This is a genomic window from Testudinibacter sp. TW-1 (assembly GCF_050613185.1).
Lineage (GTDB): Bacteria > Pseudomonadota > Gammaproteobacteria > Enterobacterales > Pasteurellaceae > Chelonobacter.
In genome coordinates this window covers 328,091-344,434 of sequence record NZ_CP192511.1, presented here as the reverse complement: position 1 = coordinate 344,434, position 16,344 = coordinate 328,091, and the positions used below count along the sequence as shown (strand labels likewise).

The 16,344-nt window shown below is 47.1% G+C and carries 19 protein-coding genes; 13 read left to right on the top strand and 6 right to left on the bottom strand.

Going from position 1 to position 16,344, the window contains the following annotated elements:
• Positions 1-22: 22 nt before the first annotated feature.
• Complete coding sequence (gene gmhB / locus ACQ31U_RS01640; protein WP_431053303.1) at positions 23-580, bottom strand: D-glycero-beta-D-manno-heptose 1,7-bisphosphate 7-phosphatase; 558 nt, start codon at positions 578-580, stop codon at positions 23-25.
• A 239-nt stretch (positions 581-819) separates the two neighbouring features.
• On the opposite strand from gmhB, the gene metN reads away from it, so the two are divergent.
• The 5 genes from metN to ACQ31U_RS01615 all read left to right on the top strand — a co-directional run bounded on the left by metN (position 820) and on the right by ACQ31U_RS01615 (position 5,943).
• The gene (metN, locus tag ACQ31U_RS01635) at positions 820-1,854 is read left to right on the top strand and encodes a methionine ABC transporter ATP-binding protein MetN (protein WP_431053301.1); all 1,035 of its coding nucleotides are present in this window, start codon (positions 820-822) and stop codon (positions 1,852-1,854) included.
• Positions 1,847-2,512, top strand: a complete 666-nt coding sequence (locus ACQ31U_RS01630) for a methionine ABC transporter permease (RefSeq protein ID WP_431053299.1) — start codon at positions 1,847-1,849, stop codon at positions 2,510-2,512. Before metN ends, ACQ31U_RS01630 begins: the two co-directional genes overlap by 8 nt.
• A gap of 37 nt (positions 2,513-2,549) precedes the next feature.
• Entirely contained in the window at positions 2,550-3,350 is an 801-nt protein-coding gene (locus ACQ31U_RS01625) for a MetQ/NlpA family lipoprotein (protein WP_431053297.1), read from the top strand.
• A gap of 109 nt (positions 3,351-3,459) precedes the next feature.
• Positions 3,460-4,563: a carboxynorspermidine decarboxylase gene (nspC, locus tag ACQ31U_RS01620; RefSeq protein ID WP_431053295.1), complete on the top strand. Its 1,104-nt coding sequence runs from the start codon at positions 3,460-3,462 to the stop codon at positions 4,561-4,563.
• 141 nt (positions 4,564-4,704) lie between these two features.
• Positions 4,705-5,943, top strand: coding sequence for a saccharopine dehydrogenase family protein (locus tag ACQ31U_RS01615; protein WP_431053293.1), 1,239 nt, complete (start codon positions 4,705-4,707; stop codon positions 5,941-5,943).
• 75 nt (positions 5,944-6,018) lie between these two features.
• On the opposite strand, the gene ACQ31U_RS01610 is transcribed toward ACQ31U_RS01615, so the two are convergent.
• Complete coding sequence (locus tag ACQ31U_RS01610; protein WP_431053291.1) at positions 6,019-6,993, bottom strand: TerC family protein; 975 nt, start codon at positions 6,991-6,993, stop codon at positions 6,019-6,021.
• Positions 6,994-7,378: 385 nt separating this feature from the next.
• Complete coding sequence (gene grcA, locus ACQ31U_RS01605; protein WP_431053289.1) at positions 7,379-7,762, bottom strand: autonomous glycyl radical cofactor GrcA; 384 nt, start codon at positions 7,760-7,762, stop codon at positions 7,379-7,381.
• Positions 7,763-8,063: 301 nt separating this feature from the next.
• On the opposite strand from grcA, the gene ung reads away from it, so the two are divergent.
• The 5 genes from ung (at position 8,064) to pfkA (ending at position 12,214) form a co-directional block, all read left to right on the top strand.
• Complete coding sequence (gene ung / locus ACQ31U_RS01600; protein ID WP_431053287.1) at positions 8,064-8,738, top strand: uracil-DNA glycosylase; 675 nt, start codon at positions 8,064-8,066, stop codon at positions 8,736-8,738.
• Between the two features lie 84 nt (positions 8,739-8,822).
• Positions 8,823-9,599, top strand: coding sequence for a peroxide stress protein YaaA (yaaA, locus tag ACQ31U_RS01595; RefSeq protein ID WP_431053285.1), 777 nt, complete (start codon positions 8,823-8,825; stop codon positions 9,597-9,599).
• A 3-nt stretch (positions 9,600-9,602) separates the two neighbouring features.
• Positions 9,603-10,166: a hypothetical protein gene (locus ACQ31U_RS01590; protein WP_431053283.1), complete on the top strand. Its 564-nt coding sequence runs from the start codon at positions 9,603-9,605 to the stop codon at positions 10,164-10,166.
• Between the two features lie 17 nt (positions 10,167-10,183).
• Entirely contained in the window at positions 10,184-11,083 is a 900-nt protein-coding gene (locus ACQ31U_RS01585; protein WP_431053281.1) for a cation diffusion facilitator family transporter, read from the top strand.
• A gap of 165 nt (positions 11,084-11,248) precedes the next feature.
• Positions 11,249-12,214, top strand: a complete 966-nt coding sequence (gene pfkA, locus ACQ31U_RS01580; RefSeq protein ID WP_431053279.1) for a 6-phosphofructokinase — start codon at positions 11,249-11,251, stop codon at positions 12,212-12,214.
• Between the two features lie 57 nt (positions 12,215-12,271).
• Here the strand turns inward: pfkA and ACQ31U_RS01575 are convergent, their stop codons facing one another.
• Together ACQ31U_RS01575 and ACQ31U_RS01570 are read right to left on the bottom strand one after the other, a co-directional pair.
• Positions 12,272-12,850, bottom strand: coding sequence for a thymidine kinase (locus ACQ31U_RS01575; RefSeq protein ID WP_431053278.1), 579 nt, complete (start codon positions 12,848-12,850; stop codon positions 12,272-12,274).
• 7 nt (positions 12,851-12,857) lie between these two features.
• The gene (locus tag ACQ31U_RS01570; RefSeq protein WP_431053276.1) at positions 12,858-13,094 is read right to left on the bottom strand and encodes a hypothetical protein; all 237 of its coding nucleotides are present in this window, start codon (positions 13,092-13,094) and stop codon (positions 12,858-12,860) included.
• Positions 13,095-13,233: 139 nt separating this feature from the next.
• Here ACQ31U_RS01570 and dapF point away from each other — a divergent pair, with 139 nt between their 5' ends.
• Genes dapF through xerC form a run of 3 tightly spaced genes read left to right on the top strand, consistent with a single transcriptional unit; the run spans position 13,234 to position 15,659 of the window.
• Entirely contained in the window at positions 13,234-14,058 is an 825-nt protein-coding gene (dapF, locus tag ACQ31U_RS01565; protein ID WP_431053274.1) for a diaminopimelate epimerase, read from the top strand.
• Positions 14,059-14,067: 9 nt separating this feature from the next.
• Positions 14,068-14,760 carry a DUF484 family protein gene (locus ACQ31U_RS01560; protein ID WP_431053272.1) on the top strand — a complete coding sequence of 231 codons (693 nt, stop codon included), beginning with the start codon at positions 14,068-14,070 and terminating at the stop codon, positions 14,758-14,760.
• Complete coding sequence (gene xerC, locus ACQ31U_RS01555; RefSeq protein WP_431053270.1) at positions 14,760-15,659, top strand: tyrosine recombinase XerC; 900 nt, start codon at positions 14,760-14,762, stop codon at positions 15,657-15,659. The genes ACQ31U_RS01560 and xerC overlap by 1 nt, the downstream gene beginning before the upstream one ends.
• A gap of 149 nt (positions 15,660-15,808) precedes the next feature.
• On the opposite strand, the gene ACQ31U_RS01550 is transcribed toward xerC, so the two are convergent.
• The gene (locus tag ACQ31U_RS01550) at positions 15,809-16,339 is read right to left on the bottom strand and encodes a SprT family zinc-dependent metalloprotease (protein ID WP_431053268.1); all 531 of its coding nucleotides are present in this window, start codon (positions 16,337-16,339) and stop codon (positions 15,809-15,811) included.
• Positions 16,340-16,344 lie beyond the last annotated feature (5 nt).

Here is a 16,344-nt window from a genome sequence, read left to right as displayed (position 1 = left end):
ACGCGAATTGGCGGTATTTAGTTTATTTTTTTATATGGCGCTTAATATAATCCGGTAACTCCGCCACCGAATCCAACACCGCCTCTGCCAATTTTTCGCCTTCGGCAGTCACCGTTTTTCCGCTGCGGACTAAAATAGTATGGGCTACACCGGCAGCGTTGCCCGCCATCAGATCCTCGATTTTGTCGCCGACCATAAAAGAGCGGTTAAGATCAATCTTCAGCTCGCTAGAGGCTTGCAACAACATGCCCGGTTTCGGTTTGCGGCAGTCGCAATCTTGGCGATATTCGCCCTGTCCGTCCGGCAGGTGGGGGCAATAATAAATGCCGTCGAAATCCACGCCGCGATCCGCCAGTGACCAATCGAACCACTCGGTCAGTTGCAGAAATTGATCTTCGCTGAAATAGCCGCGCGCAATGCCGGATTGATTGGTGACCAACACCAATAAATAGCCCATTTGTTTGAGTTCCAACAAGGCTTCAATACTGCCGTTGATAAATTCAAATTGATCGATTTGGTGGACATAACCGTGATCGACATTGAGGGTGCCGTCGCGATCGAGAAAAATGGCTTTTTGCATAAGAACCTTTAGTCTTTAGTGTAGTATAGTGGCGGAGCGGAATCGCCCGTTTATTGGCGGCGATTATAGCGCATAATCGTACTGAAATGCGGGAATAGCGTACTTTTATTGAATAAAATGCAGTAAAGTGTCTAGCTTATAACGAGTTGCTATAAAAAAGGGGCAACTAGCGGTTGACATGGCAATCTGGACGTCTAAAATAGCGAGGTAATTTATGACTTCAATCACAAAGGGCTTACATGATTAAGCTAAAAAACATTAACAAAATTTTTGAGGCGAACGGCAAAAAGCTGACCGCACTTGATAACGTCAATCTGGTGATCCCAAAGGGGCAGATCTGTGGCGTGATCGGTGCGTCGGGGGCGGGCAAAAGCACGCTGATCCGTTGCGCCAACTTGCTGGAGCAACCGACCAGTGGGCAGGTGTTTGTCGACGGGCAGGAATTGACCGCGATGAATACCGCGCAGTTAGTCGAGGCGCGCCGTCATATCGGCATGATTTTCCAGCATTTTAACCTGTTAAGTAACCGCACGGTATTTGGCAACGTGGCGTTGCCGTTAGAATTGAACGGCAGTGATCAAAGTGCGGTCACCCGGCGGGTGGACGAGTTATTAGAACTGGTCGGTCTAAGCGACAAGAAAAACGTTTATCCGAGTAATCTGTCCGGCGGGCAAAAACAGCGGGTGGCGATTGCGCGCGCGTTGGCTTCCGAGCCGAAAGTGCTGTTATGCGACGAAGCGACCAGCGCACTCGATCCGGCAACCACACAGTCGATTTTAAGCCTGTTGCAAGAAATCAACCAAAAATTGGGTTTAACCATACTGTTAATTACTCACGAAATGGAAGTGGTGAAGCAAATCTGTCATCAAGTGGTGGTGATTGATAAAGGGCAGTTAGTTGAATCGGGAAGTGTGAGCGAAGTGTTCTCCAACCCGAAAACCGAACTGGCAAAAAGCTTCATTCAATCCACGTTTCGAATTAATTTGCCGAAGCAGTATATGGAACAACTCTCGCCGTCGCCAAAAGGAGCGAATTCTTATCCGATTATCAAATTTGAATTTACCGGGCGCTCGGTTGACGCCCCGTTATTGTCGCAAACTTCGAAAAAATTCGGTGTGGATTTGAGTATTTTAGTCTCACAGATTGATTATATCGGCGGGGTGAAATTTGGCTTCACTATTGCCGAGGTGGAAGGGCCGGAAGACGCGATTACCGAGGCGAAAATTTATTTGATGGAACACAATGTCCGGGTAGAGGTGTTAGGCTATGTTTGATCGTTTAACACCACAAGTGTGGCAGATGATTTTGAATGCGACCGGCGAAACGTTATATATGGTATTTGCTTCTGGATTGTTGGCTGCACTTTTTGCTATTCCGCTTGGTGTGTTGTTATTTATCACCCGTCCGGGCGAAATTAAGCAAAATCCGAAGTTATATCGGAGTATCAGCATGGCGGTCAATATCGGACGGGCGATCCCGTTTGTGATTTTGCTGTTCTGGATTATTCCGTTCACCCGTGCCTTGGTCGGCTCGTCGATTGGTACTACGGCGGCGGTTGTGCCGTTAACCGTAGCGGCGATTCCGTTTGTGGCGCGTTTGGTCGAAGGCGCGCTGTTAGAGATTCCCGCAGGGCTGACCGAAGCCGCACGAGCCATGGGCGCCACCGATTTACAAATCATCAGCAAATTTTTATTGCCTGAGGCGCTGCCGGCGTTGATCAATGGAATAACGATCACGTTGGTGACCTTAGTGAACTATTCCGCGATGGCGGGCATTGTCGGCGGCGGCGGTTTGGGCGATGTGGCGATTCGCTATGGCTATCAAACCAATGTACCGGAAATTTTAACCACCGTAGTGGTTATCTTGGTGGCATTGGTGCAACTGATTCAATTTGTCGGCGATCGCTTAGTTCGTTATGTCGATCACCGTTAGGTTTTATTCATTACTCTTTACGAAAAAGGAAAATACCATGAAATTAAAAAATATTTTCACCTTGACCGCATTGGCTACTGCTGTTGCATTTTCCGGTTCAGCATTGGCTAAAGACGGCAAACTTAAAGTGGGCATTCAAACCGGTCCGGAATTCTCCGTTGCCGAAGTCGCAAAACAAGTGGCGAAAGATCAATTCGGTTTAGAGGTTGAACTTGTACCCTTTACCGACTATGTCACTCCGAACGTGGCATTGGAAGAAAAATCGATTGATGCGAACGCATTCCAACACAAACCGTATTTGGATGCGCAAGTGGAAGCGCGTGGTTTGAAAGGGTTGGTGATTGTCGGTAATACTTTCGTTTACCCGATTGCGGCATATTCTAAAAAAATCAGCAAACTTGATGAACTGAAAGACGGGGCAACCGTGGCGATTCCAAATGATCCGACTAACGGCGGACGTGCCTTGTTATTGTTACAAGCACAAGGGTTGCTGAAATTGAAAGAGGGTACGGGATTAACCCCGACCGCACTTGATATCGTTGACAATCCGAAAAAACTGAAAATTCGCGAATTAGAAGCACCGTTGTTACCACAAGTATTGCCGGAAGTGGATTTAGCGGTCATCAATAATACTTATGCCGGACAAGCAGGCTTGTTCCCAAGCACCGACGCGATTTTCGTGGAGGACAAAGATTCGCCGTATGTGAATATCATTGTGGCACGCGAAGACAACAAAGACGATCAAGATGTGGTAAACTTTGTCAAAGCTTATAATTCCGAAGCCGTGTATGAAAAAGCGAAAGCGGAGTTTAAAGACTCTGTGGTGAAGGGCTGGTAATTAACCTAATCCGCTCTACAATGAGTAAAGTAAATATATAATAGTATCAATAGGTTGATTGAGAGTTTCTCTTAATCAACCGATTTTTTTATAGAATGTGAAAAGAAAAATGACTGAATTAGCCACGCCGTATTATCTGATTGATAAAAGCAAATTACTGAAAAATATGCAGAAAATTGCCTATCTGCGTGAGCGTTCCGGGGCGAAAGCTTTGTTGGCGTTGAAATGTTTTGCCACCTGGGGCGTGTTTGATTTTATGCGTCAGTATATGGACGGCACAACCTCGTCTTCGTTGTATGAAGTGAAATTGGGACAGCGCAAATTCGGCGGCGAAACCCATGCCTATAGCGTGGCGTACAGCGACGCGGAAATTGCCGAGGTGGTTGCCAACGCGGATAAAATCATTTTCAATTCTATCAGCCAGTTACAGCGTTTTTCTCAACAAGCACAAGATATTCAGCGCGGTTTGCGCGTCAATCCGCGTGTCAGCGCCTCTGATTTTATCTTGGCGGATCCGGCGCGTCCGCACAGCCGTTTAGGCGAATGGGACATCAATAAAATTCGTGACGTACTGCCGCTGATTAACGGTTTTATGTTCCACAACAACTGTGAAAACGGCGATTTTGACCGATTTGATCAGATGTTAAAGCATATCGAAAACGAATTTGGCGAACTTCTGCAGCAAGTGGATTGGGTCAGCTTGGGCGGCGGCATTCATTTTACCAGTGAAGGGTATCCGCTCGATCAATTTGCCGACCGCCTAAAACAATTTGCCCAACGATACGGCGTGCAGGTGTATTTAGAACCGGGCGAAGCGGCGATCACCCTCAGCACCAGTCTGGAAGTGACGGTGTTGGATACCTTACATAACGGCAAAGATTTGGCGATTGTCGACAGCTCAATCGAAGCGCATATGTTGGATTTGCTGATTTATCGCCAAACCGCTAAGCTACAGCCGAATCAGGGCGATTATCACTATATGGTCTGTGGCAAATCTTGTCTTGCCGGCGATATTTTCGGCGAATATCGGTTTGAACAACCGTTGAAAATCGGCGATCGCCTGTCGTTCTGCGACGCCGCCGGTTATACCATGGTGAAAAAGAATTGGTTCAATGGCGTCAATATGCCGTCCATTGCCATGAAAGAATTGAATGGTGAGATTAAATTAATCAAACAATTCAATTTTGACGATTACGTTGACAGCTTGTCTTAACCGTTTTGCGTTATTGCAAGTGGTTTCAACGAATCAATCAGGTCTTGCCGAGTTGGCAAGATTAAACGTCATGCCGGTTATGACCGCACTTTGAAATCAAAAGTGCGGTGGTAATCTGACATTAAGGAGGATTATGCAAACATGAAAAAAAACATCTTAATTATCGGTGCCGGTGGTGTGGCTCAAGTCGTCGCACATAAATGCGCCCAACACAACGATATTTTAGGTTCTATCGCCATTGCTTCACGCGGCATTAGCAAATGCCAAGACATCGCCAACAGCGTGCGTGAAAAAAATGCCTTTAAAATTCCCGCTGAAATTGCCTGCTTTGAACTTGATGCGTTCAATATCGAAGCAACCAAATCGATCATCAAAGAAACAGAAGCACAAATCGTGATCAACGTCGGTTCGGCATTTCTCAATATGTCGGTGCTGCAAGCCTGTATCGAAACCGGCGCAGCTTATCTTGACACCGCAATCCACGAAGAACCGCATAAAATTTGTGAAACCCCACCGTGGTACAATAATTACGAATGGCAACGCCGTGAAATCTGTGCAAAGAATAAGATTACCGCTATTTTAGGTGTCGGTTTTGATCCGGGCGTGGTGAATGCCTATGCCGCCGTTGCGGTCAACGAGTGCTTAGATCAAACCGACAGCATTGATATTATTGATATTAATGCCGGCAGCCACGGGCGTTATTTCGCCACTAATTTTGATCCGGAAATCAATTTCCGTGAATTTACCGGGCAAGTCTGGAGTTGGCAAAACAGCCAATGGACCAGCAACCGAATGTTTGAAATCAAGCGGACGGACGACCTGCCGGTTGTCGGCCAGCAAACCTCGTATATGACAGGGCATGATGAAATTCACTCGCTGTCGCAAAACTTAAACGTGCCGAATATCCGTTTCTGGATGGGTTTCGGCGATCATTATATTAATGTATTTACCGTGCTGAAAAATTTAGGCTTATTGTCGGAACAGCCGGTGACCACCGCAGAAGGCTTGGAAGTGATCCCATTAAAAGTGGTGAAAGCGGTTCTGCCTGATCCCTCTTCACTGGCGCCGGATTACACCGGTAAAACCTGTATCGGCACGCTTGCCAAAGGTCGGAAAGACGGTAAGGAAAAAGAAGTCTTTCTCTACAACGTGGCGGATCATAAAGAAGCCTATGAAGAAGTGGGCAGCCAAGGCATTTCCTATACCGCCGGCGTACCACCGGTTGCTGCTGCGATTCTAGTGGCACAAGGCGTGTGGGATGTGGCGAAGATGGTCAATGTGGAGGAACTGGATCCGAAACCGTTCCTTAACCTGTTGAACCAAATGGGCTTGCCGAATCGGATTAAAGACGAAAACGGCGACCGAGCATTAGCGTTTTAACGCACGGATAGCCTGAAGATACCGCACTTTGCATTTGAACGGCAAAGTGCGGTTTTTTAGCTTATTATCGGAGAATTAGAGCATTTTCTTGCGTAGCGACAAGACAACCGACAGGATTAAAATCAGGAATACAAAGCTCATCGACAGCACAATCGGCAAATGAATGCCCGCCATCACCAACAGCATTTTGATACCGATAAAAATCAAGATCACCGCCAATCCGTATTTCAGATAGACAAAACGGTCGGCAATGTCCGCTAGTACGAAATACATCGCACGCAAACCGAGAATGGCGAAAATATTCGAAGTCAGCACGATAAAGGGATCGGTGGTGACGGCAAAGACCGCCGGAATGCTATCGACCGCAAACACCACATCGCTCAGCTCGACCATAATCAGCACCAATACCAACGGCGTAAACACCTTTTTGCCGTTTTCGATGGTCAGGAACTTTTCGCCGTCAAATTGACTGCTGAGGCGTAAATGGCGGCGCAGCCAGTTGAGCAGCCAGTTTCGGGAGAAATCTTCGCCTTCACCGCCTTCTTTCGCAGTGAAAATTTTGAAACCGCTATAAATCAAGAATACACCGAAAATATATAAAATCCACTCATATTCACGGATTAACATCGCACCGATACCGATCATCACCGCACGCATCACAATCGCGCCGAGTACGCCATACAACAGCACTTTATGCTGATATTGCGGCGGCACTTTGAAATAGCTGAAGATCATCAGGAATACGAATAAGTTATCGACCGACAGCGATTTTTCCAACACGTAACCGGTCAGAAATTCCATCACTTTTTCACCGGCAATTTTGCTGCCGAATGCCGGATTGCCGGCGAGTTCAAAATAGAGCCATAAGGCAAACAACGCCGAAACACTGATCCACACCACGCTCCACCACATCGCTTCTTTCACGCTGACTTTATGCACCCCGCTCTTTTTCAGGCTGAATAGATCAATCAGCAGCATGATCGCAACCACAATTGAAAATACGGTATAAAATATCGGGCTGCCGATGTCGGGCAGTGACGGATTCGTCATAAAAAACTCCACAATAACGGATAAGATAAAAAAGCTGCCGTCCGGCAGCTTTCAGGCTGATGACAAAGTCTCTTTCTCTAATCATTTCCCTCCCTCTGTATACGGAGGGAGGTGTCCTAAGGACGGAGGGAGGCATAAAGAATGTTAAAAATGAATATGTTGCATTTTCATATTATCCCTCCCTCCCCATTTTTCTTGCGAAAAATAGTACTCCCTCCGCACGCGGAGGGAGAGAAGTAAGTTTGTCAGCAATTTCAAAGCTGCCGTTAGGCAACTTTAAGTATTATCAGCTATTTTGGATTTTATACAAGTTAAAATCGGTGTCAGAAATGCAAAACGCACGACCATATTGCCGTGCGTTTAAAATGTGAAGCTAAAAGAAAAATTACAAGCTTTCGGTAAAAGTACGCGCAATCACGTCGCGTTGTTGTTCCGGAGTCAGAGAGTTGAAACGTACGGCATAACCGGAAACACGGATGGTTAATTGCGGATATTTTTCAGGGTTATTCACCGCATCTTCCAAGGTTTCGCGACGCAATACGTTGACGTTCAAGTGTTGACCGCCTTCCACTTTGACTGTCGGCGCCACATCAACCGGCAATTCGCGGTATTCGATTTGACCTAATTCGTTAATCGCAACGATTTGGTCTTCAGTGTAATCGCCTTTGGCACATAAGCAACGGGCTTCGCCTTTGTCGCTGTCCAATAACCAGAAAGAGTTTAATAACGCGTCGTTTGCCGCTTGTGTAATTTGAATACCTTTGATCATAATAGACTCCAATATTATCGTGGACGGATTAAGTTTACTGCTCAGAATTTTATCACCCTTGTTTAAATTTTCAAATATTTTTGGGGATAATTGACCCAGAACAACTGGTTATTTTTTGATAAAATCGGATATTTGATTTAAGTCAAAAAATAACATCGGAACGCCTGCTTAATTTAACTTAATACTTGTTTTTTGATTACATTTTAATAACAAAAATAAGGCGGGTTTTAAAATCAAGGCTAGGTTTTTTGACTGCCTTTGCCTATAATTTTCAAAACAGCAAATCAGTAAGGGAAGACGAATGAAAACCTGGACAGAAGCGATCGGCGCGGAAAAGCAACAACCCTATTTTTTAACTATTTTGGCACAAGTCGAAAATGCGAAAAAGAGCGGTAAAACGGTCTATCCGCCGCATGACGAAGTGTTTACCGCTTTTCGTTTAACCGAATTTGAACAAGTCAACGTGGTGATTTTAGGGCAAGATCCCTATCACGGCGCCAATCAGGCGCATGGGTTGGCGTTTTCGGTCAAACCGGGCATTGCACCGCCGCCGTCGTTGGTCAATATGTATAAAGAACTGGCCGATGATATTGAGGGCTTTGAGATTCCGCCGCACGGCTATCTGCAACACTGGGCGCAGCAAGGGGTGTTATTGCTCAACACTGTGCTGACGGTGGAGCAGGGGCGGGCACATTCGCACGCCAATTTCGGTTGGGAAACCTTTACCGATAAAGTGATTGCGCAACTGAACCAACATCGCGACCATTTGGTCTTTTTGCTGTGGGGCAGCCACGCGCAGAAAAAAGGGCAGTTTATCGACCGCCAACGCCATTTGGTTTTGAGCGCACCGCATCCGTCGCCGTTGTCGGCATATCGCGGTTTCTTCGGCTGTAAACATTTTTCCAAAGCCAATGCTTATTTACAACAACATCAACAAACGCCGATTGATTGGCGCTTGCCGTTGCAGCTGAAATAGCATTACCCATAATAAAAGTGCGGTAGAGAATCGGTGCGAATCTGTTATAATCGCACCCTGTTTGTCATTATCTATGGAAGCCTTATGCTCGCGATTATTTCCCCGGCAAAAACCTTGGATTTTCAGTCTGAAATTCCCGCATTTGATTTTACCCAACCGGAATTAACCCAATATAGCCAACAACTTATTGAGGTGTGCCGTGCATTGACCCCGGCACAAATCGGCTCGCTCATGCATATCAGCGATAAGCTGGCGGGGCTGAATGCGGCACGTTTTGCCGAGTGGCAATTGGCGCATAACCCAACCAACGCCAAAGCCGCAATTTACGCCTTTAAAGGCGATGTTTATACCGGTTTGGATGCCGACAGCCTGAGTGCCGATGAAGTGCGCTATGCACAGCAACATTTGCGCATGCTGTCGGGTCTATACGGCTTGTTGAAACCGCTGGATTTAATGCAACCGTACCGTTTGGAAATGGGCACCAAACTTGCCAATCCGAACGGTAAAAACCTGTATGATTTTTGGGGCGGCGTGATCACCGCACAATTGCAAACCGCACTTGAGCAACAAGGCGATGACGTTTTAATCAATCTGGCTTCGGACGAATATTTTAAAGCGGTACAGCCGCAAAAATTACAGGCACGGATTGTCAAGCCGATTTTCCTCGATTATAAAAACGGCAACTATAAAGTGATCAGTTTTTATGCCAAAAAAGCGCGCGGTTTGATGTGCCGTTATTTAATTCAAAACCGCATTTCGACGGTGAACGATCTGAAATCTTTTGATTTGGGCGGTTATTGGTTTGACGAAAGCGCCTCCGCTGGCAACGAACTGGTATTTAAACGCGATTCACAGGATTAACCCATGGCGATCAAATCCGTTTTTTTATTGGCGTTGTGCTTATTGTTCAGCGCTTGCTCGTCGGTTGAACAGAGTAAAACCTTCCAAGCACCGGAAAAGATCAAATTCAATGGCAAAACTTTCCAACGTGGTAAAAGCGTCGATTTAGTGGAAATGGTGCGCTATGTCTATCACCCGAACGGCAATAGCGGCTCAAGGGAAAAAGCCGTGCTGTTTTTCGACCGTAATAAACAGGAGTTAAGCCTGCGGCAACGCTTGGAACTGCGGCAAAAAAGTTATCAGCAAAGCGATAATACCTTGGCCGAAATGTCGATTACGGATGAGACCTTATATTCGCAACTGGTTTACCGCCCGAGCGAGCGTTTTGCCTATTGGGGCGTCGAACTGGCGAAGGGGCGGAATATGGCGGATTGCGGCTTTTTAGAATTTCAATATAGCTATGGTGTGAACGCTAAACCGCAGGCAAAAGCGAAAGAACAGGCTTTTCTGCAACGGCAAATTTATCCAAAGGCGCATAAAATCTTACAACAATTGCAACAACAGCCGTGGACATGGCAGTGTAATTAAAAGTGGGGTGATTGATTATGCATGAAAAATATGGACGTTTGGTACGCCGCGCTTCAGTGTTGGCCGTTTGCACCGCACTTAGCCTGATTTTAATCAAAGGCGTGGCTTGGTGGCAGACCGGCTCCGTCAGCATGCTGGCGTCGATCACTGATTCGTTGTTGGATCTGCTTGCTTCGTTCACCAGTATGATTATTCTGCGTTTTTCACTGATGCCTGCCGATGACAACCACTCGTTCGGACACGGCAAGGCGGAATCGTTAGCCACGCTGATTCAAGGCGCGTTTATTTCCGGTTCTGCGATCTTGTTGTTGTTACAAGGTATTGAGCGCATCATTAACCCGCAGCCGCTGCAATCCGCCTCCATCGGGATTGCCGTCACCGTGATTGCTTTAATATTTACTTTGGCGCTAATCCGCTATCAAACTTATGTCATTCGTAACACTCAGAGCCCGGCAATTCGCGCTGACAAACTGCACTATGAAACCGATCTGTTGATGAATGTAGCCGTCTTGCTGTCATTGGGTTTGAGTGCCTTCGGCTATATTTACGCCGATGGGATTTTTGCGCTGCTGATTGCGCTGTATATTTTGGCGAATGCCCTCAAAATGCTGTTTGAATCGATCCAACTGCTGCTTGACCGCACTTTGCCGGAGAAGGAAATTGAAACCATTTGGGAAATTGCCTCCAGCCAGCAGGAAATTATCGGTATTCATGATTTGCGCACCCGTCGTTCGGGCGCGATTCGGTTTATCCAGTTGCACTTGGAACTGGACGATAATCTGCCGTTGTGGAAAGCACATCAAATCACGGATAACCTCGAAAATCGACTATTAATGGCATTCCCGATGTCGGATATTATCATTCACCAAGAGCCGACCTCAGTGGTGCAAAAAGAACAAACATTGCAAAAAATCTGAAGTGTTTTGTATTTGTCATAAAATCGCAACATAAAATTGATAAAATGTTAACGGCTGAAGAAAAAATCAGAAAAAAATCATTTTCCTATAGAGAGTAAACCAGGGATCGTGTACCCTACACACAAAATTATTTTTCAATCAAAATTAAATAGAAGGTAACTCAACATGGTAAAGAAAGTTGCTATTTTAACCAGCGGCGGCGACGCCCCGGGCATGAATGCGGCAATTCGCGGCGTGGTGCGAGCAGCGCTGTTTGAAGGCATAGAAGTTTATGGCGTATATAATGGATATTCAGGACTCTATCATAACGAAATCAAAAAATTAGAGCGTTTTTCCGTTTCCGATATTATCGGGCGCGGCGGCACATTTTTAGGCTCGGCGCGTTTCCCTGAATTTAAAGATCCGGCAATTCGTGCCAAAGCGGTGGACAATTTGCGTCAACACGGGATTGATTCTTTAGTCGTAATCGGCGGGGACGGTTCGTATATGGGCGCGAAATTGATTACCGAAGAATACGGTTTTCCTTGTATCGGGATTCCCGGCACGATTGACAATGATGTTGCCGGCACGGATTATACCATTGGTTTCCAAACCGCACTTGAAACCGCCTTGGAAGCGATTGACCGTTTGCGCGATACTTCCAGTTCGCACCAACGCGTTTCGATTATCGAAATTATGGGGCGCCATTGCGGCGATTTAACCTTAGGCGCAGCGATTGCCGGCGGTTGTGAATTTATCGTCGTGCCGGAGCGTCCGTTTGAGCGTGAAGCTTTGATCAAGAAAGTCGAATACGGTTTCCACAAAGGGAAACGCCACGCCATTATCGCCATCACAGAACATATTTGTGATGTTAATGAGTTGGCAAAAGAAATCGAATCGCGCGTTAAACTGGAAGCCCGGGCTACGATTTTAGGGCATGTGCAACGCGGCGGTGCGCCTTGCGCCTTTGACCGTATTTTGGCTTCGCGTATGGGGGTTTATGCGGTCGAGTTGTTGAAAGAGGGTATCGGCGGACGTTGTATCGGTATTCAAAATGAGAAACTGGTACACCACGATATTATTGATGCCATCACCAATATGAAGCGCCCGTTTAAAGCGGATTGGTTCGAAGCCTCAAGAATCTTGTATTAATCCTTATTCATTACACAGACAAAACCCGCTGATTTAGCGGGTTTTTTAGTTCCTCCGCTACTTGCCTAACCGCGCTTTATAATGTCGTCGGCAAACAGACAGATAACGGTCATTGCCGCCGATTTGGATTTGTTCGCCGGCTTTGACCACCTCTCCCTCAGCATTTAAGCGCAGTACAAAATTGGCTTTGCGTCCGCAGTAACAGATCGTTTTCAGCTCTTCCAACTGATCCGCCCAAGCAAGCAAATAGCGACTGCCTTCAAACAGCTCACCCTGAAAATCGGTACGTAAGCCGTAACACAATACCGGAATATGTAGTTTATCGACGACATCGCTCAGTTGATACACCTGAGATTTAGTCAAAAACTGCGCTTCATCAACTAAGATACAATGCAGCGGTTGTTGTTGAATTTGTTGCTTGATTTGCTGGTATAAATCGGTTTTGTCAGTAAAAACTAACGCCTCTTGACTGATGCCAATGCGCGAGGTCACTTTGCCGCTGCCGAAGCGATCGTCAATTGCCGCAGTGTAAACCAGCGTGTTCATTTGCCGTTCTCGGTAGTTGTAGGAAGATTGCAGCAAGGTAGTGGACTTGCCGGCATTCATGGTGGAGTAATAAAAATAGAGTTTTGCCATGATGAACTCAGCTTTTCAGCCAATAATAAATCCAGTAACACAATGTGCTGACCAATATCGGTAAACACGCTAAGGCAAAGATACCAATCGTAGTGCCGGCGCCGAACCAAGCACCAAGTGCGGTCAGATGATCAATCAGTTGTGCGCTAGGCAGGGAAAAGAGAAAAAAGCCGATCACGGCAATGGTGAGCACACAGCCCAATCCTGCCACGCGCATGGCTTGTACTTTTTTAAGATTTTGCATATAGGATCCACCGATGAAAAGCATTGTCAGAATCCTATCATAATGGCGGGCGTTAGCAAACTGTCGGCGCATGAATCATTTAGACATTCCCTTATCTTGGTTCTATAATGCGGGCATAACTTAAATTTAAGGATAAACTATGCAATTTTCAAAAATGCACGGCTTGGGAAACGATTTTATGGTGGTGGACGGCATCACCCAAAATGTGTTTTTCCCGGAGAGCACCATTCGCCGTTTGGCGGATCGGCACCGTGGCGTGGGGTTTGATCAACTGTTGTTGGTCGAGCCGCCGTATGATCCGGATATGGATTTTCACTACCGTATTTTTAATGCCGACGGTAGCGAAGTGGCGCAATGCGGCAACGGCGCGCGCTGTTTTGCCCGTTTTGTGCAACTGAAAGGGCTAACCAATAAAAAAGAGATTAACGTCAGCACTGCCAAAGGCAAAATGGTATTGAATATTAAAGAGGACGAACAAATTCGGGTCAATATGGGCGAGCCGATTTGGGAACCGGCAAAAGTACCGTTTACTGCCAATAAATTTGAAAAAAATTATATCTTGCGCACCGAGTTGGAAACGGTGTTATGCGGGGTGGTGTCGATGGGCAATCCGCATTGTGTTTTAACGGTTGATGATGTGGCGGCTGCACCGGTGCAACGCTTGGGTGCTTTGTTGGAAAGTCACGAGCGTTTTCCGGAATGTGCCAACATCGGTTTTATGCAAATCTTAAACCGTAAACAGGTGAAACTGCGTGTGTTTGAACGTGGTGCCGGCGAAACCCAAGCTTGTGGCAGCGGCGCCTGTGCGGCGGTGGCGGTCGGCATTATGCAGGGTACTTTGGATGCACAAGTGGAAGTGGCATTGCCGGGTGGTAACTTGTTGATCGAATGGCAAGGCGAAGGTAAACCGCTGTTTATGACCGGCGAGGCGACCCATTTATTCGACGGTTATATTCGGTTATAAGGGGTTGTGATGAGTGAAGCATTAAGCGCAAGTGCGGTGGCGGATTATTTACAGCAGAATCCTGATTTTTTCAATGATTACCCGCAACTGTTGGATCGGCTAAAGGTGACCCACGCGGAAAAGGGTATTCTGTCGCTGGTGGAAGCGAAGCTGCAACGCCAACGCGATCAGCTGCAACGGCAGCAACAGGAACTGGATACGATTCATAAAGTGGCGGAGCACAATGAGCGCATGTTTTTCAGCCTGTTACCGCTACAAACCCGCTTGGCACAAGCCAAACGCTTGCCTGACGGTTTGGCGGCATTACAAGACTGGACGACCGCACTGGGTTTGCAAAAAGGCACGGTGTTGCTGTTTCGTGACAGTTGGGTGGAGGGTGAGGAAATCGAAGCGCAAAATTGGTTGGATCGCACCGCATTTGAGATTATCCGTTTGGAACGCTTCGGTTTGCAGCGCCACTATTTAGGCACACTGACCCACCGCGAAAAAACCTTGCTGTTTTTGCCGGACGATTTTCCGGTTGGCTCGGTGGCGCTTTGTTTGTTGGGCAAACGTAAATCCCGTCATCCTTACACCGCGGTGTTATTGTTTGCGGCAAGAGACGAACGCCATTTTCACCGCAACCAAGAAACCGCATTTCTGCGCCAGCTGGCCGAGATGATCGAGCAACATCTCGATCATTGGCTGATTGAGAAATTATAATGAGCGTAACCGCACTTTCGCAGCCGCTGCAGGGTTATTGGAATTATTTACGGATTGAGCGCCAACTCAGCCCGCATACCCTGAGCAATTACCAACATCAATTGGAACAAATTATCCTGATGTTGCAAGCGCAAGGGATTGAAAATTGGCGGCAGGTGGATGCGGGTGTGGTGCGTTATTTGCTGGCAGCAAGCCGTAAGCAGGGGCTGAATGCCAAAAGCCTCGCTTTGCGTTTATCCAGTTTGCGTGGTTTTCTGAATTATTTATTGTCGCAAGGGGACATTAAAGTTAATCCCGCCGCCGCGGTTTCCGCACCGAAACAAGCCAAACGTTTGCCGAAAAATATCGAAGCCGAACAGGTCGGGCAGTTGTTGGATAATGCCAGCAATGAACCGATTGATCTGCGCGATTTGGCGATGATGGAATTGATGTACAGCGCCGGTCTGCGGCTAAATGAATTGCAACAGCTGAATATACAAGATCTGCAAAGCCGCACGCGCGAATTGCGCGTCTTGGGGAAAGGCAACAAAGAGCGGATTTTGCCGTACGGGCGTTACGCCGCACAAGCAATTCAAAAATGGTTGGCGGTACGCATGCTGTTTAATCCCGAAGACGATGCCTTGTTCGTCAGCTTGCGTGGGAAGCGAATCAGCCACCGTGCGATTCAAAAACGCTTGGAAGTGTGGGGGCAGCGGCAGGGCTTACCGACCCATTTAAACCCGCATAAATTGCGCCACTCGTTTGCCACCCATATGTTGGAATCCAGCGCCGACCTGCGTGCGGTGCAGGAGCTGTTAGGACACGCCAACCTCTCCACCACCCAAATCTACACCCATTTGGATTTCAAACACCTCGCCGACGTGTACGACTCCGCCCACCCGCGAGCGAAACGGAAGTGAGTTAGGCTGCTAGTGTCCTTCGCCCCTAGTGGGAGAAGGACAGATTTTTGCTTCGTTTAGAAGCGAAAATCAGGATGAGGGGGAGAATAGCATATTCACCCTCATCCGTCCTTTAGACACCATCTCCAATCAAGCGAGAAGGGAAATTATCACCGCACCAGCGCTTTCGCCTCTTCTTTCATCAAAACCCCCTTGCACAACCGACAATGATAGCGCACGTTATTGCGCAGGATATTATTATGGCGGCGTAGGCTGAGTTGGTGGGTTTGGCAGTCGCAGCGGTAGGTGATAGTGTTGCCTTGTACGTTTTGAATATCGAATTGGTGGCAGGTATCGGCAGGCAAGTTAAACACCTGCTGCATCAGCATTTGCCACTCTTTACCGTGCGGTTGAACCCGCCCGAACAGTTGATATACCAACAAGTGCGCCAATTCATGCGGCACGACTTGGCGCAAAAATTCCTCGCTGTTTTCCAACAGCAAAGTGCGGTTCAGACGGATTTCATTTTGTTGCAGGTAAGCGACACCGGCTTTCACACCGCACAGCTTGAAATTGACTTGCGGCATGGCAAACGTGTGCTGGAAATGGCGTTCGGCTAAATCCAAACAGCTGCGTAAACGGCGGCTGATTTGCAGATTAAGATGGCGCAGTCGCTGTTGATCGTGAAGTGAAAGAGACATAAAGA